The sequence below is a fragment of the Pseudomonas sp. B21_DOA genome, from assembly GCA_030544685.1.
In the GTDB taxonomy this organism is placed as follows: domain Bacteria; phylum Pseudomonadota; class Gammaproteobacteria; order Pseudomonadales; family Pseudomonadaceae; genus Aquipseudomonas; species Aquipseudomonas fluorescens_AO.
Window position 1 is genome coordinate 606,546 of sequence record CP086683.1, and the last position, 19,234, is coordinate 625,779.

General features: G+C 62.3%; 8 protein-coding genes and 7 pseudogenes. 5 read left to right on the forward strand and 10 right to left on the reverse strand.

Annotation, left to right across the window (positions count from 1 at the left end):
- Positions 1–218: 218 nt before the first annotated feature.
- Positions 219–2,060, forward strand: a complete 1,842-nt coding sequence (gene ilvD / locus LJU32_02905) for a dihydroxy-acid dehydratase (protein ID WKV89398.1) — start codon at positions 219–221, stop codon at positions 2,058–2,060.
- Positions 2,061–2,270: 210 nt separating this feature from the next.
- Here the strand turns inward: ilvD and LJU32_02910 are convergent, their stop codons facing one another.
- Complete coding sequence (locus tag LJU32_02910; GenBank protein WKV89399.1) at positions 2,271–3,326, reverse strand: haloacid dehalogenase-like hydrolase; 1,056 nt, start codon at positions 3,324–3,326, stop codon at positions 2,271–2,273.
- A gap of 239 nt (positions 3,327–3,565) precedes the next feature.
- Between LJU32_02910 and LJU32_02915 the strand changes: the two are divergent.
- A pseudogene (locus LJU32_02915) lies at positions 3,566–4,956 on the forward strand (L-cystine transporter).
- Positions 4,957–5,064: 108 nt separating this feature from the next.
- On the opposite strand, the pseudogene LJU32_02920 reads toward LJU32_02915, so the two are convergent.
- Positions 5,065–5,576, reverse strand: a pseudogene (locus tag LJU32_02920) (dihydrofolate reductase).
- Positions 5,577–5,661: 85 nt separating this feature from the next.
- Here LJU32_02920 and LJU32_02925 point away from each other — a divergent pair.
- Together LJU32_02925 and LJU32_02930 are read left to right on the forward strand one after the other, a co-directional pair.
- A complete protein-coding gene (locus tag LJU32_02925; GenBank protein WKV89400.1) occupies positions 5,662–7,035 on the forward strand; it encodes a DUF2868 domain-containing protein in 1,374 nt (457 codons plus the stop codon).
- Positions 7,028–8,402: pseudogene (locus tag LJU32_02930) on the forward strand (GTPase/DUF3482 domain-containing protein). The gene LJU32_02925 and the pseudogene LJU32_02930 overlap by 8 nt, the downstream one beginning before the upstream one ends.
- 113 nt (positions 8,403–8,515) lie before the next feature.
- Here LJU32_02930 and LJU32_02935 read toward each other — a convergent pair.
- From LJU32_02935 to LJU32_02965, 7 genes and pseudogenes are all read right to left on the reverse strand, one after another.
- Positions 8,516–9,070 carry an HD domain-containing protein gene (locus LJU32_02935; protein ID WKV89401.1) on the reverse strand — a complete coding sequence of 185 codons (555 nt, stop codon included), beginning with the start codon at positions 9,068–9,070 and terminating at the stop codon, positions 8,516–8,518.
- The gene (locus LJU32_02940) at positions 9,027–10,199 is read right to left on the reverse strand and encodes a TIGR03364 family FAD-dependent oxidoreductase (protein ID WKV89402.1); all 1,173 of its coding nucleotides are present in this window, start codon (positions 10,197–10,199) and stop codon (positions 9,027–9,029) included. The genes LJU32_02935 and LJU32_02940 overlap by 44 nt, the downstream gene beginning before the upstream one ends.
- A gap of 126 nt (positions 10,200–10,325) precedes the next feature.
- A pseudogene (locus tag LJU32_02945) lies at positions 10,326–11,350 on the reverse strand (putative 2-aminoethylphosphonate ABC transporter substrate-binding protein).
- 26 nt (positions 11,351–11,376) lie between these two features.
- A pseudogene (locus LJU32_02950) lies at positions 11,377–13,100 on the reverse strand (putative 2-aminoethylphosphonate ABC transporter permease subunit).
- A pseudogene (locus LJU32_02955) lies at positions 13,100–14,175 on the reverse strand (putative 2-aminoethylphosphonate ABC transporter ATP-binding protein). The pseudogenes LJU32_02950 and LJU32_02955 overlap by 1 nt, the downstream one beginning before the upstream one ends.
- 221 nt (positions 14,176–14,396) lie before the next feature.
- Positions 14,397–15,260 carry a LysR family transcriptional regulator gene (locus LJU32_02960; GenBank protein WKV91026.1) on the reverse strand — a complete coding sequence of 288 codons (864 nt, stop codon included), beginning with the start codon at positions 15,258–15,260 and terminating at the stop codon, positions 14,397–14,399.
- Positions 15,261–15,275: 15 nt separating this feature from the next.
- Positions 15,276–17,578: pseudogene (locus tag LJU32_02965) on the reverse strand (heavy metal translocating P-type ATPase).
- A gap of 83 nt (positions 17,579–17,661) precedes the next feature.
- Here LJU32_02965 and cadR point away from each other — a divergent pair.
- Positions 17,662–18,111, forward strand: a complete 450-nt coding sequence (cadR, locus tag LJU32_02970; protein ID WKV89403.1) for a Cd(II)/Pb(II)-responsive transcriptional regulator — start codon at positions 17,662–17,664, stop codon at positions 18,109–18,111.
- Between the two features lie 128 nt (positions 18,112–18,239).
- On the opposite strand, the gene LJU32_02975 is transcribed toward cadR, so the two are convergent.
- Positions 18,240–19,211, reverse strand: a complete 972-nt coding sequence (locus LJU32_02975) for a thymidylate synthase (GenBank protein ID WKV89404.1) — start codon at positions 19,209–19,211, stop codon at positions 18,240–18,242.
- Between the last annotated feature and the right edge of the window lie 23 nt (positions 19,212–19,234).

Below are 19,234 nucleotides of genomic sequence, written 5' to 3' on the forward strand. Positions count from 1 at the left end.
GAACAACGCTTTGCGCCATTCCCTCGCGACGCCAGCGGTGTAGAATCGCCTCATTCATCGCCATTCATCCCCGGCGGGTTTATGAGCTCAGGCTGAGACCAGCGGCGATCCCGCAACGTCATCGGCAGCTTCCGGACACACGGCCATTTTTCGGGTGTTTCAGAGGTCAACAGAAGCTCACTCCCCTTTAGTACGTGATTAGCCGCCCGGAGTGCTCCATGCCAGATTACCGCTCGAAAACTTCCACCCACGGCCGCAACATGGCCGGCGCCCGCGCCCTCTGGCGCGCCACCGGCATGAAAGATGACGACTTCAAGAAGCCGATCATTGCCATCGCCAACTCGTTCACCCAGTTCGTCCCGGGGCATGTGCATCTGAAGGACCTGGGTCAGCTGGTCGCCCGCGAGATCGAACGCGCCGGTGGCGTGGCCAAGGAATTCAATACCATCGCCGTCGATGACGGCATCGCCATGGGCCACGACGGCATGCTGTATTCGCTGCCGAGCCGCGAGATCATCGCCGACTCCGTCGAGTACATGGTCAACGCCCACTGCGCCGACGCCATCGTCTGCATTTCCAACTGCGACAAGATCACCCCGGGCATGCTGATGGCCGCGCTGCGCCTGAACATCCCGGTGATCTTCGTTTCCGGCGGTCCGATGGAAGCGGGCAAGACCAAACTCGCCTCCCACGGCCTCGACCTCGTCGACGCCATGGTGATCGCCGCCGACTCCAGCGCTTCTGACGAGAAAGTCGCCGAGTACGAGCGTAGCGCCTGTCCGACCTGTGGTTCGTGCTCCGGCATGTTCACCGCCAACTCGATGAACTGCCTGACCGAAGCACTGGGTCTGGCCTTGCCGGGCAACGGTTCCACTCTGGCCACCCACAGCGACCGCGAGCAGCTGTTTCTGCAGGCTGGTCGCACCATCGTCGAGCTGTGCAAGCGTTACTACGGCGAGAACGATGACTCCGTATTGCCGCGCAACATCGCCAACTTCAAGGCGTTCGAGAACGCGATGATGCTCGACATCGCCATGGGCGGTTCGACCAACACCATCCTGCACTTGCTCGCAGCCGCCCAGGAAGCCGAGATCGATTTCGACCTGCGCGACATCGACCGTCTTTCGCGCAGCGTGCCGCAGCTGTGCAAGGTCGCGCCGAACATCCAGAAGTACCACATGGAAGACGTGCACCGCGCCGGCGGCATTTTCAGCATCCTCGGTTCGCTGGCCCGTGGCGGCCTGCTGCACACCGACCTGCCGACCGTGCACAGCCGCAGCATGGAAGAAGCCATCGCCAAGTGGGACATCACCCAGACCAGCGACGAGGCCGTGCATCACTTCTTCAAGGCAGGTCCTGCGGGCATCCCGACCCAGACCGCGTTCAGCCAGTCGACCCGTTGGGAAACTCTGGACGACGATCGTGAAAACGGCTGCATCCGCAGTTTCGAGCACGCCTATTCGAAAGAAGGCGGCCTCGCCGTGCTGTACGGCAACATCGCGCAGGACGGCTGCGTGGTGAAAACCGCCGGGGTTGATGAGTCGATCCACGTCTTCGAAGGCAACGCGAAGATTTTCGAAAGCCAGGACAGCGCCGTGCGCGGCATCCTCGCTGACGAAGTGAAGGCAGGCGACATCGTCATCATTCGTTACGAAGGCCCGAAAGGCGGCCCGGGCATGCAGGAAATGCTCTACCCGACGTCCTACCTGAAATCCAAAGGTCTGGGCAAAGCCTGTGCGCTGCTCACCGACGGCCGTTTCTCCGGCGGTACTTCCGGCCTGTCGATTGGTCACGCTTCGCCAGAGGCCGCGGCCGGTGGCGCGATCGGTCTGGTGCAGGATGGCGACAAGGTGCTGATCGACATTCCGAACCGCTCGATCAACCTGTTGGTCAGCGACGAAGAACTGGCGGCACGCCGCGCCGAGCAGGACAAGAAAGGCTGGAAACCGGTTGAAGTGCGCCCACGCAAAGTGACCACCGCCCTCAAGGCCTACGCCCTGCTGGCGACCAGTGCCGACAAGGGTGCTGTGCGCAACAAAGCGATGCTCGACGGCTTGTAAGCGTCCAGGTGCAGAAACAAAAATGCCCCGCCAACGTGCGGGGCATTTTTTTATCCGTCTGACACTGATCGTTCCCACGCTCCTGCGTGGGAATGCCTCAAGGGACGCTCCGCGTCCAGTGACGCGGAGCGTCACGGGCTGCATTCCCACGCGGAGCGTGGGAACGATCAAAGATCGCAGCCTTCGGCAGCTCCTACATGCGATCGTGAGTTACTGGATTTCCTCAGGTTTGACGATCACCCAGTTCTTGTCCGCTGTCACCGGCAAGCCTTCCTTGGCCTGCGCCGCTGCGTGCTTGGCCATCATGCCGTTGATCTGGGTCATGTACTTGTCCTTGCGGTTGATCCACAAGTGAATGCCGCCCTTGGCTACGTCGACGTCATGGAACAGCATGTAACCGTCGCTCGTCGGGGTATCGCCGCCGACCAGTACCGGTTTTTTCCATTCATCGATGTAGGTCAGGATCGCCGCGTGCTTGCCGGCCATCCACGTTGCCGGGGTCCACAGGTACGGCGTCAGTTCGAGCCCGAGGTTGGCCTTCTCGTCATATTTGCCGGCAGTGATCTGTTTGCGCGCAGTGGTCAGCTCGCCAGTCTTCTGATCCTTGAGCAGCAGTGAAACGCCGATGACGTTCTGCGGTTTGACGTTGTAGCCGTACTTGGGATCCGCCGCGACCATGCGCACCAGTTCCTCTGAAGCGGCGGTCATTACGTAGACCTCGATGCCGTTCTCCATCAGCTTGTTGTACAGCTCCTGCTGGCCAGTGAAGATCTTCGGCGGATTGACGTCGAGCTTCTTCACCACATCGCCTTCGTAGTACGTCGCCGGCACCGGTTTGCCAGAGGCCATCAGCTCGTCGACGTAGCCCTTGAGTTCCTTGAGGGTGAAGCCGGAGAACACCTGCGCCACCCACGGGTAGCAGACCATGTCGTCGACTTCGCAGAGCCGGTAGTAATAACTGAACAGGCTTTCCTTGTGCTCGGCGGTGTCCTTGAAGGGCATCAGTTTCAGCGAGGGGTCGAGCTTGTCACGGGTGATCAGGCCCTTGTTTTCCATGAACGGCAGCAAGGATTCTTCGAGGTCGTAGCGGTAACTGGTGTTGTCCATGTCGAACACCGCGTAATTACCCTTGTTGGCGTTGGCGGCGATCATCGCGTCCAGCGCCTTGGCCTGATCCGCCGGCCAATGCTTGAGGTCCGTGGCCAATGCATGGCCGGCAAGGCCAGCCGCCAGTGCCACAGCCAACAACGTGCGTGCAATTTTCATAGCGCTACTCCCCGATGCAAAGAGTTCGACGCTAACAAATAAGTGTGACAACCCTCGCCTGTCAGCGACCGCCTGCGTCCCCTGCGCGCCAGTTGCATTGCCGACAGCGACACAGGCTTATTCCAAAAACGACGGACGCCCTGCGATTTTGGTATTAATTCATTGCAAATCAAGCTGTTAGGCTTGCCGGTTCGCAGCAGCCCCGGATGGCTGTTGGCACAGTCTTTACTGGAGTCCTCATGAATCTACCGCTGATTCTCAACCTGCTGGTGTTCCTTGCCCTGCTCTTCGGTCTGGCGCAAACCCGCCACACCACCTGGAGCCTGGCGAAAAAGTCCTGCTCGCACTGGTCCTCGGCGTGGCGTTCGGTGTCGCGCTGCACACGATTTACGGTGCCGGCAACCCGGTGCTGAAAGCCTCGATCGGCTGGTTCGATCTGGTCGGCAACGGCTACGTGCAATTGCTGCAGATGATCGTGATCCCACTGGTGTTCGCCTCGATCCTCAGCGCGGTCGCCCGTCTGCACAATGCCTCGTCGCTGGGCAAGATCAGTTTCCTCACCATCGGCACGCTGCTATTCACCACCGCCATCGCGGCGCTGATCGGCATCGGCCTGACCAATCTGTTTGGCCTCAGCGCTGAAGGTCTGGTCGCCGGCACTCAGGAAATGGCGCGCCTGCAAACCATTCAGAACGACTACGCCGGCAAGGTAGCCGACCTCAATGTGCCGCAATTGCTGCTGTCGTTCATCCCGCAGAACCCGTTCGCCGACCTGGCCCGGGCCAAGCCGACCTCGATCATCAGCGTAGTGATTTTCGCGGCATTTCTCGGGGTGGCTGCGCTGCAACTGCTCAAGGACGACGTCGAGAAAGGTCAGAAAGTGATCAACGCCATCGACACCCTGCAAGCCTGGGTGATGCGTCTGGTGCGTCTGGTGATGAAGCTGACCCCCTACGGCGTGCTGGCGCTGATGACCAAAGTGGTCGCCGGTTCCAACCTGCAGGACATCATCAAGCTCGGCAGTTTTGTCGTGGTCTCGTATATCGGCCTGGGCCTGATGTTCGTGGTGCACGGCGTGCTGGTGTCGGCCGCCGGGATCAACCCGCTGCGCTTCTTTCGCAAGATCTGGCCGGTGCTGACCTTCGCCTTCACCAGCCGCTCCAGCGCGGCGACCATTCCGCTGAGCATCGAAGCGCAGACCCGTCGCCTGGGTATTCCGTCGTCGGTCGCCAGTTTCGCTGCCTCGTTCGGCGCGACGATTGGCCAGAACGGTTGCGCCGGCCTGTACCCGGCGATGTTGGCGGTGATGGTCGCGCCAACTGTTGGCATCAACCCGCTGGATCCGTTGTGGATCGCGACGCTGGTGGCGATTGTCACGTTGAGTTCGGCCGGTGTCGCCGGAGTTGGCGGCGGCGCAACGTTCGCCGCCCTGATCGTGCTGCCGGCAATGGGCTTGCCGGTGTCACTGGTGGCACTGCTGATTTCGGTCGAGCCGCTAATCGATATGGGCCGCACCGCGTTGAACGTGAGTGGCTCGATTACCGCCGGGGCGATAACCAGTCAGGTCATGCAGCAGACTGACAAGGCACTGCTCGATGCCGATGAGCATGCGGAACTTGCTCAGGCTTGAGCCAAGATGATCGTTCCTACGCTCCGCGTGGGAATGCAGCCCATGACGCTCCGCGTCACTGGACGCGGAGCGTCCCCTGAGGCGTTACCACGCAGAGCGTGGGAACGATCATGCGCGCTCCCAAACTTCGAAGCTGTACGCGGGCTTGTCGCCCTCTGCCGGATTCGGCACGTTCGACACCAGCTTCCACTCGCTCAGATCAAACTCCGGAAACCACGCATCCCCTTCCGGGCTCAGTGCCACGCGGGTCAGGTACAGCCGATCGGCCTGCGCCAGTCCCTGCGCATACAACTGCGCGCCGCCAATCAGCATCAGTTCATCAACGCCCTGGGCTTTCGCCCATTCCTCGGCGCGGGCCACAGCGGCTTCCAGCGACGGATAGACCTCGGCACCTTCGAGTTGCAGATCAGGCTGGCGGCTGACCACGATGTTCAAGCGCCCCGGCAGCGGCCGGCCGAGCGAATCCCAGGTCTTGCGACCCATGATGATCGGCTTGCCGAGCGTGGTCGCCTTGAAGTATTTGAAGTCCCCGGCAGGTGCCAGGGCATGCTGTTGTCGACGCCGATCACGCGGTTTTCACCGAGGGCTGCGATCAGGCTGAGGGGCAGTGATTTAGTCATGCCGGCGAGGATACCAGAGCCGCGCTTACCCCGATAAGCGCCACAGCGGTTATGCTCAGCGCTCGATTTAGCGACGGGACGCCGCGTGACTGAACTGACTCCATTGCAAAACCTCTGGCTCACCGAAACCATCCGCCTGCGCGAAGAACACGCGGGGCCGCTGGATGATCTGGAAGCCAATCGTCTGGCCCGTGCCGCTGGCGGCGATCTGCCGAGCCGCATTGCGCGCCGGGCGCTATGGCTGGCCGAGCGCGACGGACTCACCGCCGCGCTCAAGCACTGGCTGCAAGGCGCGCGCCTGGCGCTGGTGCTGTTGATGATTTTCGCCGTGCTCAGCGGCGCCGGGCTGGCATTCGCCGCACTTGGCCAGACGCCGGTGAATGTGTTCTGGGCGCTGGGCAGTCTGCTCGGGATCAATCTGATTTTGCTGCTGAGTTGGGCGCTGGGCTTGATTTTCGCTGGCGAACACGGCGCCACCCTCGGGCGCTTGTGGCTGTGGCTCAGCGAAAAATTCGCCCGCGACGCCAAAGCCGCGCAACTGGCGCCGGCCCTGCTGTTGTTGCTGCAACGCAAGAAACTCAATCGCTGGGCACTCGGCGCGCTGATCAATGGTCTGTGGCTGCTGGCGATGCTCAGCGCGCTGATTCTGTTGCTGACGCTGATGGCCACGCGGCGCTACGGCTTTGTCTGGGAAACCACGATCCTCGGCGCCGACACTTTCATCCACGTCACCCAGGCTCTCGGCTATCCGCCGTCGCTGCTCGGCTTCAACGTGCCGACCGAGGAAATGATCCGCGCCAGCGGCGCCGGCGCACTGGATATTGAAAGCGCGCGACAGGCCTGGGCGACCTGGCTGGTCGGCGTGCTGGTGGTCTACGGCGTGCTGCCGCGCCTGCTGCTCGGGTTGTTCTGCCTGTGGCGCTGGAACAGCGGCAAAGCTGCGTTGCACCTGGATCTGAACCTGCCCGGCTACGCGCAACTGCGCGAACGGTTGATGCCAACCAGCGAACGCCTCGGCGTCAACGACCCGGAGCCGGCGCAGCTGCATCGCGTCGAAAGCAACGTCGGCGAACTCGTCAGCGAGGGCGCGCTGCTGGTGGCGATCGAGCTGGACGAACAGCGTCCGTGGCCACCTGCGCTGCCGAAGAATGTCAGCGACGCTGGCATCCTCGACAGCCGGGAATCGCGACACAAACTGCTCGAGCAACTCAGTCGCTTTCCGCCAGCGCGGCTGGCGATCGCCTGCGATCCACGACGCTCGCCGGATCGCGGCAGCCTTGCGCTGATCGCCGAACTGGCACGCAATGCCGGCGCCACTCGCGTCTGGCTGCTGCAAGCGCCACCCGGCGAAGCGCTGGACGGGCAACGTCTGGGTGACTGGCACGCGGCGCTGCAACAACTGGAACTGCCGTTCGCCGATTGCGCGCCGATGAACTGGCTGGAGAGCGGACATGACTGATGCACGCAAGGCCCCGCTGAAACTCGCGGTGGTCGGCCACACCAACGTCGGCAAGACCTCGCTGCTGCGCACACTGACTCGCGATGTCGGCTTCGGCGAAGTCTCGCATCGGCCAAGCACCACTAGGCATGTCGAAGGCGCGCGGTTGTCGGTAGATGGCGAGCCGTTGCTCGATCTGTACGACACGCCGGGGCTGGAAGATGCGATCGCCCTGCTGGATTTTCTCGAGCGTCTGGAACGCCCCGGCGAACGCCTCGACGGCCCGGCACGACTGGCGCGGTTTCTCGACGGCAGCGAGGCGCGCCAGCGTTTCGAGCAGGAGGCCAAGGTACTGCGACAACTGCTGGCCTCCGATGCCGGTCTGTATGTGATCGACGCCCGCGAACCGGTGCTGGCCAAGTACCGCGACGAACTGGAAGTGCTCGCCAGTTGCGGCAAACCGCTGCTGCCGGTGCTGAATTTCGTCAGCAGCGCCAACCATCGCGAACCCGATTGGCGCGAGGCGCTGGCGCGGTTGGGGCTGCATGCGTTGGTACGTTTCGACAGCGTCGCACCGCCCGAGGATGGCGAGCGGCGCTTGTACGAGAGCCTCGCCCTGCTATTGGAAAACGCCCGGCCGCAACTGGAGCGGCTGATCGCCGACCAGCAGGCGCAGCGCCTCGCCCGTCAGCAAAGCGCCGCACGCCTGATTGCCGAATTGCTGATCGACTGCGCTGCGTGCCGGCGCAGTGTGGTCAGCGAAGCCGAGCAGGAACAACAGGCGATCAGCGAGCTGCGCAAAGCCGTACGTCAGCGTGAGCAGAAGTGCGTTGAGGCGCTGCTCAAGCTCTACGCGTTTCGCCCGCAGGACGCGGCGGCCAGTGATTTGCCGTTGCTCGACGGGCGCTGGGGCGATGATCTGTTCAACCCGGAAACCCTGAAGCAACTCGGCGTGCGCGTCGGCGGCGGCATTGCTGCCGGTGCAGCGGCCGGGGCTGGTGTGGATTTGCTGGTCGGCGGGATTACCCTCGGCGCAGCGGCGTTGGCCGGTGCGATCGCCGGCGGTGCGCTGCAAACCGCGCGCAGTTATGGCAGTCGCCTGCTCGGCAAGATCAAAGGCCAGCGGGAATTGACGGTGGATGACGCCGTGCTGCGCCTGTTGGCGTTGCGCCAGCGGCAGCTGGTGTTGGCGCTGGATCAGCGCGGGCATGCGGCAATGGACAGCATTCAGGTGGCCACACCTGTGGATAAAACCTGGCGCGAAGGCAAGTTGCCGGAGGCGCTGAACAAGCGCGCGCGCATCCGCAGTGGTCGTCGCTCAATCCGCAGGCGAAGTTGAATCAGGGGAAAGGCAGGAGCAGATTGATTTGCTGGCAGCAGATTTGTAGCGTCTTAGCCGGCCTCTTCGCGAGCAAGCTCGCTCCCACATTGGATCGTGGTCACAACACAAAACCCTGTGGGAGCGAGCTTGCTCGCGAATGGCGCGACTCGGTTACTTGGATTACGCCGCCAGCAGCCGCGCCGCCTTCTCCTTCAGCAAACCGAGATCCATCACCGGCACCGCCCTATCCTTCGCCAACTCATCCCAGCGCCGCATGCGCAAACTCAGCGCACACAACGGATCAGCCGCAAACGCATCCGCCTCTGCCTCACTCATCACTCCGCCCTGATATTCCAGCGTACGCCGACTCGCCTCACTCAACTGCGCGTAGTACCCCGGTTCACGCAAGGTCAGATAGCGCTTGGCCTGCACGTGATATTCCACCAGTCGCGCCAGCCGTTCGCTGAAACCTGCCTCGCGCAGATAATCGGCACCGAGCCGTTCATGGCTGACCACGCCATAGCCACCCATGTTTTCTGCGCCCTCGGCACATAGATGGCCGATGTCATGAAAGAACGCCGCCAGCACCACTTCGTCATCACAGCCTTCAGCCATGGCCAGTTCTGCGGTTTGGGACATGTGCTCGAATTGCGACACCGGTTCGCCGATGTAATCGCTGGCGCCGAAGCGTTCATACAGGCCGAACACCCGCGCGATCACCTGCTCGTGATTCATGCCCCTCCAGTAGCTGCGCGACGTTGCGTTCGGCCAGCGCCGGGCCGACGCTCATGCCGACGCCGGTGTGCATCAGCGCCACGCTCAGGCCCGGTGCCGGACGCAGGAACGAGAACGGGCCCGGTCCGCGAGCGCCATAAACGCCCTGCCAGCGTTCTACTACTTGCACCTTGCAGCCCAGCGTCTGCTCGGCGAGTTCGAGCATCCAGTTGTCGACCTGCTCAGCGTTGAACGGTGAAGCATCGCTGCCGTAATCATGCGAATCGCCGATGATCAGTTCGCCATACGGCGTCGGGCTGATCAGCAGGTGAATGCCGTTGGCGTGCAGGTGCGGTTGTTCACGGAGAATCTGCGCCTGCACCGCTGCGGCTTGCGGCAAATCGGCGAAAGCGCCGTAGTGCACGCAGCTCAGGCCGGTGAGCACGGCGTGTTGCAGATTGAGATCGACCTGCGGTTTGGCCCGCAGCATTTGCAGACGACAGATCTGCGGATTGAGCGCAGCAATCGGCTCCGCCAGCAAGGTCTGATAGTCGTGGCCGGAGCAGACGATGATCTGCTTGGCGCAGAACTCATCGGCAGTGCTGCGCAGTCGCCCCGGCTCGACGTCGCGCACCAGCGTGGAAAAGTGAAACTCGACGCCGAGCTCGCGGCGCAAATAATCGATCAGCGCCGGAATCGCTTCGCGCGAGTACAACTGCTGATCATCGACACCGTGCAGCGCGGCGCGGTGATGGCTGAACTGGCCGCCATACAGATCACGCAACGCCGCGCCGCGCAGCAGCTCGACGTCGTAGCCATGCTCGACGGCACGGCCGGCGCAGAAGGCTTCGAGCAGGTGTTCTTCGGCTTCGCTGCGGGCGAACAGGTACGAGCCGTTGCGCTTGATCTGCAGGCCGGCCAGTTGCGCCCAGTCGCCCCAGATCTCGCGGCTGGCCTTGGCCAGGTCGAGCATGATGCCGGGCGGCTGACCGGTCACCAGCGCCTGGCCGAAGTTGCGCACCGAAGCGCCAAGGGGCGTGGCGGTGCGTTCGAATACCGCGACTTTCAGGCCGCGTTTGGCGGCGGCGTAGGCGTGGGACAGACCGAGGATGCCGGCGCCGATGATGAGCAGGTCTTTGGGTTGTGTCATGAAGCCACCTCAATGATCGTTCCCACGCGGAGCAAAGGAACGCAGCCGAGGACGCTCCGCGTCCTTTGTGACGCAGAGCGTCACGGGATTCATTCCCACGCAGAGCGTGGGAACGATCGGCACCGGTTACTTGGCGACAACTTTCTCGGACTTGCCGTCATACCGCTTGCGCCATTCAGCCAGGATCTCGTCGCGATTCTTCGAGGCCCAGGCAAAGTCATTCTTGATCAGGCGCTGCTCATAGTCGGCGGGCAATTCGGTTTGCGGCTTGGCAATCCCCGGCTGGGCGAGCACGGCGAAGTTTTCCTTGTACAGATCCATCGCCTCGGCGCTGGCGGAGAAATCGGCGAGCTTCTTCGCCGCTTCTTCATGCGGTGTGCCTTTAATCACCGCCGTCGCTTCGATCTCCCAGCCCAGACCTTCCTTCGGCAGGATGATGTCCAGCGGCGCGCCCTGGCGTTTCAACTGTACGGCTGGATATTCAAAGGAAATCCCGATCGGAAACTCCCCGCCGCCGCCAGTTTGCACGGTTTGGAACCTGAGTGAACGTACTGGCCGATGTTCTGGTGCAAGCCGTCCATGTAGGCCCAGCCCTGCTTCTCGCCAAAGGTTTGCAGCCAGGCGCTGACGTCGAGGAAACCGGTGCCGGACGACGCCGGGTTGGGCATGACGATCTTGCCCTTGTACTCAGGCTTGGTCAGGTCCTGCCAGCTCACCGGTTTGCTCAGCCCCTGTTTCTCGGCTTCGACAGTGTTGAAGCAGATGGTCGCGGCCCAGACGTCCATGCCGACCCAGGCTGGCGGGTTGGCGGCGTCGCGGTAATTCGCGCCGATCTTGCCCAGATCCTTCGGCGCATAGCTTTGCAGCATGCCTTGCTGATCGAGAATCGCCAGGCTCGACGCGGCCAGGCCCCATACGGCGTCGGCCTGCGGACGAGCCTTTTCGGCGAGCAGTTTGGCGGTGATGATCCCGGTGGAATCGCGCACCCACTTGATCTCGACGTCCGGGTTGGCCTTTTCAAAGGCGTCCTTGTAGGACTTCAGTTGCTCGGCTTCGAGGGCGGTGTACACCGTCAACTCGGTTTTTGCCGCGAAGGCATTCAGGCTGAAAGTCGCGAGCACAGCAGCGGCCAGGGCCATAGGCTTGAACATGAGCGTTTTCCTGTAAGTGAGTTGAATCAGTGACCGGGCGCGGTTTGCCGCCAGGCCTGGGAACGGCGCAACAGGCCGCGCGAAGCCCACGCCAGCAGCAAGGACACGCCCGCCGAGGTGAACAGAATCAGGGTCGACATCGCCGCCGCGCCGCCGACGTTGCCGGCGTCGTCCATGTTCAGCACCGCCACCGCCGCGAGGATGGTGTCGGGGCTGTAAAGGAAGATCGCAGCGGAAACCGTGGTCATCGCCGAGACGAACAGGTAGCGCACGATGTCCAGCAGCGCCGGCAGGCAGATCGGCACGGTGACGCGCAGGTAATGCCGGTACAGCGGCGCCTTCAGCGACAGCGCCGCAGCCTCGAACTCAGCATCGAGCTGGCGCAGCGCGGTGGTCGCGGTCATTTGTGCGGTGGTCAGGTAGTGCGCAATGGTGCAGACGATCAGCAGCGTCATCGTCCCGTAGAGCACGTGCAGCGGATTGCCGCTGAGGTTGAAGAAGAAAACGTAACCCAGGCCCAGCACCAGCCCCGGCACCGCCATCGGCACGAAGCTGAGCATGCGCAAAGCCAGGTTGAGCCCGCGCTGAGTGCGGGTTTTCTCCATCAGATAGGCGCCAGTGAAAATCAGCACGCTGCCAATCAGCGCGGTACCCAGCGCCATTTTCAGACTGTTACCGTAGGCGAGCCAGCCACCGCCGGCGGTCTCGTTGAACTGATAGTGGTTGAGCGACAGCGACAGGTTGTACGGCCAGAATTTCACCAGCGACGAGAACACTGCCATGCCGAACACCAGAATCAACGCGGCGCAGATCAGCAGAACAATCGCCAAATAACAGCCATCGCGCAACCTGGATGGCAGCGGCTTGAACACCTGCGCGCGCCCGCTCATGGAGTCGCCGTGACGCCGACGCAACCACGCATCGACACCGAAACTGAACAGCGCCGGCAGCAACAGCACCATGCCGATCAACGCGCCGCGACCGAATTGCTGCTGGCCGACCACGGCTTTATAGGCTTCCAGCGCCAGCACTTGATAGTCGCCACCGACCACCACTGGCACACCGAAATCGGTGATGGTCAGGGTGAACACCAGACAGAACGCGGCGAACACTGCCTGCCGTGTCGCCGGCCAGGTGATGCTGCGAAACGCCTTGGCCGGGCTGGCGCCCATGCTCGATGCGGCATCGAACAAACGTGCATCGGCCAGCGACAATGCCGAGAGCAAAATCATCAGCGCATGGGGAAAGGTGTAGATCACCTCACCCAGCACAATGCCCCAGAAACCGTAGATATTGTCCGAGAGCAGCCCACGCAGCATGCCCTGGTTGCCGAACAGATAGACCAGCGCAATCCCCGGCAGCATCGACGGCGCCATCAGCGGCAGCAGGAAATCCCGCGCCAGATGCCTTTGCCCGGAATCAGCGTGCGTTGCAGTGCGTAGGCAAACAGGTAGGCCAGCGGTACGACAATGGCCGCAACGCTGAGGGACACTTTCAGGCTGTTGCCGAGCAGCCAATGGAAATTGGCACTGGTCACCAACTCCTTCGCCGCGAGCCATCCACCGCCCTGCCCGGCGTCATTGCTGAAACCGCGCCAGAAGATCGCCAGCAACGGCAGCAGCACCGCGAGGCCGAGCAACACCAGCAGGAGGATTTTGCCGCCGAGCACGAACAGGCGATCGCCGATCTCGGCTTTCGAAGACTGTCGCACCTGCTTGTGCGGTAGCGGCAGCGCGAGGTTGCTGTTCATCAGGCGAACACCTGCAAACTGCGCGGCGGCAAGGCGACCATGATCTGCTGGGCGCCCAGGCGCGGCATGGCTTCTGGTGCGAGCTCGGCGAGCAGCGCATGGCCCGGCAATTGATCGAGTTCGAAGCTCATCCGGCAGCGGTTGCCGAGGAAAGTGATTTCGCGAACCTTGGCCGGGAACAGGTTCTCTTCGTGTACCAGCGGGTTGACGTTGATCGCTTCCGGGCGGCAGAACAGTCGACCCGATGCGCCGTGCACGCTGCCATCGGCCAGACGCAGATTCATCCCGCCGACCCGGGCGTGACTGTCGCTGCTGCGCTGAAACGGCAGCCAGTTGCCCTGACCGACAAACTCGGCCACGAACGGCGTGGCCGGGCGGTTGTAGATTTCCTGCGGCGTGGCGTACTGCTCGACGCGGCCGTTGTTCATCACTGCGATGCGATCGGCCATCAACATCGCTTCGTCCTGATTGTGCGTGACCATCAGCGTGGTGATGCCTAGATTGCGTTGCAGCTGACGCAGCTCGGTGCACAGATGCTCGCGCACCCGCGCGTCGAGGGCCGACATCGGTTCGTCGAGTAATAACAGCGACGGCGCCGGCGCCAATGCGCGAGCGAGTGCTACTCGCTGTTGCTGACCGCCGGACAATTGGCCGGGGTACTTTTCTCACTGCCGCTGAGGCCGACCAGCTCCAGCATCTGACCGACACGCCGACGCACTTCATCGCGACCGCTGCCGGCAAGGCCGTAGGAAATGTTCGCCTCGACCGTCAGATTGGGGAACAACGCGTAGGACTGGAACAGGATCCCGTAATCCCGCGCTTGCGGGGCAAGATGCGAGACATCGCGATCGCCCAGGTACAGCTCGCCACTGTCCTGCTGCTCCAGCCCGGCAATGCAGCGCAACAACGTGGTCTTGCCACAGCCCGACGGGCCGAGCAGACACACCAGTTCGCCGGCGGCGACATCGAGGGAGACGTTATCCAGCGCAGTGAACGCACCGAAACGCTTGTGCACGCCGCGCACTTTCATCGGCGCACCGGGGTTGGTCAGGGCTGTTGCGATGGCGGGATTCATGGACGGACCTCATCAAGCAGATGAGGCCAATCCTAGAGTTGTAATGCGTCCGTCATGTGGCAGCGAGGCAAAAACCGCTGATAGTGGTATTCGGGGATTTTGGTTCGCCGCCGATCGTTCCCACGCTCCGCGTGGGAATGCCTCAACGGACGCTCCGCGTTCGGCTTTTGGGACGCAGAGCGTCCCGGGCTGCATTCCCACGCGGAGCGTGGGAACGATCATTACGCGGGAGACATCTCTTGGGCCAAGCCTAGGAACGCCGCCGGCAACCGCGCACCCTTGCGCTCTTTGAGGCAATACAGATACTCCGGAATCTGCGGCGCATTCTCGATGGTCAGCACCCTCAGTTGCGGATCATGCGGCACCTCCTGGCGGGCAATGATGCTGATGCCGATATTGCGCAGCACGGCTTCACGGATCGACTCGCGGCTACCAATTTCCAGCAACGGCCCGAAGCTGACCCCGGCGCTGGCCAGCAACTCTTCGGTCAAGCGCCGCGTGGTCGAACCCGGCTCGCGCATCAACAACGTATGCCCGGCCAGCGCACTCAGCGTCACATGCTCCTGCGCGGCCAATGGATGATTGCGATGCACCGCCAGCACCAGCGGATCGGTGCCGAGTACCCGGCGAATCAGCCGCGCATCGTCGAGCAGCTGCGACGAGGCCGCGACATCCACGCGGTAATCCTCCAGCGCTTCCAGGACCTGCTGCGAATTGCCGATTTCCACCGACACTTCCACCTGCGGCAAACGCTCGCGGAAGGTCTTCACCAGATCGAGAATGTAATACGGCGCGGTGGCGGCAATGCGCAGCGCGCCCTGCACCTGACCGCTGTTGCGCAGGAAGAACTCGATGTCCGCCTCTTGCTGCAGCAGCACCTTGACCATCGGCAGCAAGCGCGCGCCTTCGTCACTGACACTTAAACGGCGCCCGCCACGGTAGAACAGTTCCACCGAATACTGACTCTCCAGATTGCGGATCTGCGTGGTCACGGTCGGTTGGCTGAGGCCGAGTTTTTTCGCCGCCAGCGTTATGCTGCCCAGGCGGGCGACCATGTAAAACGCTTTCAGCTCGGCACTCAGCACAACCATCCCTCACGTTTATTTGCGCAGCAGGCGCAAACCGTTGAACACCACCAGCAGGCTCACGCCCATATCGGCAAACACCGCCATCCACATGGTGGCGAGCCCGGCGAAGGTTACCGCAAGAAAGATCGCCTTGATCATTAGCGCCAGGGCGATGTTCTGTTTGAGGATGCTCGCGGTATTGCGCGACAGGCTGATGAAAGCAGGGATCTTGCGCAGATCGTCGTCCATCAAGGCGACATCGGCGGTTTCGATCGCGGTGTCGGTGCCGGCGGCGGCCATGGCGAAACCGATTTCGGCGCGGGCCAATGCCGGGGCGTCATTGATGCCGTCGCCGACCATACCGACCCGGTGACCCTGCTTGTACAGATCTTCAACGGCTTGCAGCTTGTCGGTCGGCAGCAAATCGCCGCGAGCCTCGTCGATGCCGACCTGGGCGGCAATCGCTTGCGCGGTGTGGACGTTGTCGCCGGTCAGCATCAGGGTTTTCACGCCGAGCTCATGCAACTGGCGAATCGCTTCGCGGCTGGTTTCCTTGACCGTGTCGGCCACGGCGAACAGCGCCAGCGGGCCTGAGTGGTCGAGCAGCAGCACCACGGATTTGCCCTGTTTTTCCAGCGCGAACAGCTTCTCTTCCAGTTGCGGCGAGCAAAGGCCCAATTCTTCGACCAGACGATGATTGCCCAGGTGATAGGTCTGGCCATTGATGTCGCCTTTAACACCGCGCCCGCCCAGTGCCTCGAAGTTGTCCACAGGCAGTGCGCTTAAATTTTTATCCACAGCGGCATTGGAAATCGCCAGCGACACCGGATGATCGGAGCGCCCGGCCAGCGCGGCAGCGATGGCCGGCGCGCTGGCATCGGCTGTCGGATCAAGCGACAGGTAATCGGTCTGCACCGGTTTGCCGTGGGTGATGGTGCCGGTTTTATCAAGCGCCAGGTAATCGAGCTTGAAGCCGCCCTCCAGATACACGCCGCCCTTGACCAGAATGCCCTTGCGCGCCGCCGCCGCGAGGCCGCTGACGATGGTCACCGGCGTGGAAATCACCAGTGCGCACGGGCAGGCAACCACCAGCAACACCAGCGCGCGGTAGATCCAGTCGAACCAAGCCGCGCCCATGAACAACGGCGGGATCACCGCCACCGCCAAAGCGAAGACGAATACCGCTGGGGTATAAACTTTCGAGAATTGATCAACGAAGCGCTGAGTCGGCGCCCGCGCGCCCTGGGCCTGTTCGACGGCGTGAATGATCCGCGCCAGCGTCGAATTGTTCGCCGCTGCGGTCACCGTATATTCCAGCGACCCGGCCTGATTGATCGTGCCTGCGAAGACTTTGTCTCCGATGGTTTTCTCCACCGGCAAGCTTTCCCCGGTGATCGGTGCCTGATCGATGGTCGAGCTGCCACTGATCACCGCGCCGTCGAGCGCGATGCGCTCGCCGGGTTTCACCCGCACACGGGCGCCCAGTTCGACGCTTTTTACCTCTTGTTCGAGCCAGTTGCCGTCGGCCTGCAAGACCGTGGCCTGCTCGGGGTCATCTGCATCAGGCCGCTGATCGCATTGCGCGCGCGGTCCAGCGAGCGTGCTTCGATCAGCTCGGCGATGGTGAACAGGAACATCACCATCGCCGCTTCCGGCCACTGACCGATGAGGATGGCGCCGGTTACGGCGATGCTCATCAGCGCATTGATGTTGAGGTTAAGGTTCTTCAGGGCGATCCAGCCCTTTTATAAGTGCCGAGGCCGCCGCTGAGGATCGACACCAGCGCAACGACTGCCACCACCCAGTCCGGCGCGACGCTGGTGAAATGAATGACTTCGGCGCCCAGCGCGGTCAGGCCGGACAGCGCCAGTGGCCACCAGTGTTTTTACTGGCGCCGGGGCCGGCGCATCGACGCCCGCCTCCAGCGGCTCGGCGTGCATGCCGAGGGATTTGATCGCCTCGGTGATCGGCTCGGTACCCGGCAGATTGTGGGTCACGCCAAGCACGCGGTTGATCAGATTGAATTCCAGCTGCTGCACACCGGCCAGTTTGCCGAGCTTGTTCTGGATCAGCGTCTGCTCGGTCGGGCAGTCCATCGCCTCGATGCGGAAACTGCTCAGGCGCGCATCATCGCTGGTCTTTTCGCTCAATTGCACCAAGGCAGGCGCTGCGGCTTTCGACGAGCAGCAGGAATCTTCGTGCGAATGAACCGGGGCCGGCGCAGCTTTCGAAGCGCAGCAGGAATCGCCGCCGTGCTCATGGTTATGCACTGGCTGCAATTTATGACTGTGATCGTGGCCGTCGCCGGGCTTGTGGGTGTGCAGGGAATCGCTCATTGGTCGCGTCCATGAAGGTGCCTGTTGCCAAGTAAAGACCCTGTAGCCACTATAGGGTCAAGCACCCTTTGGAGATGGCCGTCATGAAGATCGGCGAACTGGCGAAACTCACCGACTGCGCGGTGGAAACCATCCGCTACTACGAGCGCGAAAACCTCCTGCCGGAACCGGCGCGCAGCGATGGCAACTACCGCGTCTACACCCAGGCCCACGCCGAGCGGCTGACCTTCATCCGCAACTGCCGCACCCTCGACATGACCCTCGAAGAAATCCGCAGCCTCCTTGCCCTGCGCGACAGCCCGCAGGATCAGTGCGAGAGCGTCAATGCGCTGATCGACGAACATATTCAGCACGTGAAGGCGCGGATTGATGGCTTGCTGGCCTTGCAGACACAACTGCTCGACCTGCGCCAACGCTGTGGCGAAGGGCCGGAGGCAGATCAATGTGGGATCTTGCAGCGGCTGGAAGTCAGTGGCGGGGTTGTGGCGACCGAAGTCGAACACTCCCATGTAGGCCGTAGCCACGGCCACTGAGCCCTGCACAAAGCCAAATGTGGGAGCGGGCTTGCTCGCGAAGGCAGTATGTCAGTCGACATCATCGTTAACTGATACACCGCTTTCGCGAGCAAGCCCGCTCCCACAAGGGTTGTGCGTGAGGACCGTCAGACCGCCATCGGCGCGGTCATCGGCGGATGGTGCTCATAGCCTTCCAGCGAGAAGTCGCTCGGCTCGACCAATTCCAGCCACTCCGGCTGATACACACCAGTCTTGGCAAACTCCGGCACGCGATCGGAGATCTTCAGTTTCGGCATGGCAAACGGCTCGCGCTTGAGCTGTTCGTTGAGCATGTCCAGGTGGTTCTCGTAGACGTGCGCATCGCCGATGAAATAGGTGAACCAGCGCGGCGTGTAGCCGGTCAGGCGACCGATCAGGCTCAGCAGCGCGGCGCCTTCGGTGAGGTTGAACGGTGTGCCCAGCCCTAGATCGTTGGAGCGGATGTAGAGAGTTAGAGAAATCTCTCTGGTCTCGACGTTCGGGTGGAACTGGTACAGCAGATGGCATGGCGGCAGGGCCATTTCATCGAGCTGGGCGCAGTTCCAGCCGTGGAACAGAATGCGGCGGCTGCCCGGATCCTTGATGATCGTGTCGACGCACTGGCGTACCTGATCGATCGCCTTGTACAGCACGACGTAGGCCTGGCCGTCTTCTTCGCCCTGGGCGATCTGCTTGTAGCCGTTGCTCAGGGTCTGTTCGATGGCAGCGGTGTTGCTCAGCGGGATCTGCTTGTACGCTGGCCATTTGCGCCATTGCACGCCGTAGATTTCACCGAGGTCGTCGTCGCCCTGACGGAACGGGTTGGCCAGCCATTGCGCGTTTTCGTTGGCGTTCTGGTCCCAGACCTTGCAGCCCAGCGCACGAAATTCGGCAGCGTTGTTCACGCCACGGAGGAAGCCGCACATTTCGCCGATCGCCGATTTGAAGGCCATCTTGCGCGTGGTGATCGCCGGGAAACCTTCCTGCAGATCGAAACGCAGCATCGCTCCCGGAAAACTGATGGTGTTGATGCCGGTGCGGTTGGCCTGTTTGGTGCCGTTCTGAATGACGTGCGAGACCAGTTCGAGATATTGCTTCATGAGTTACCTGTGTCCTTGGAGCC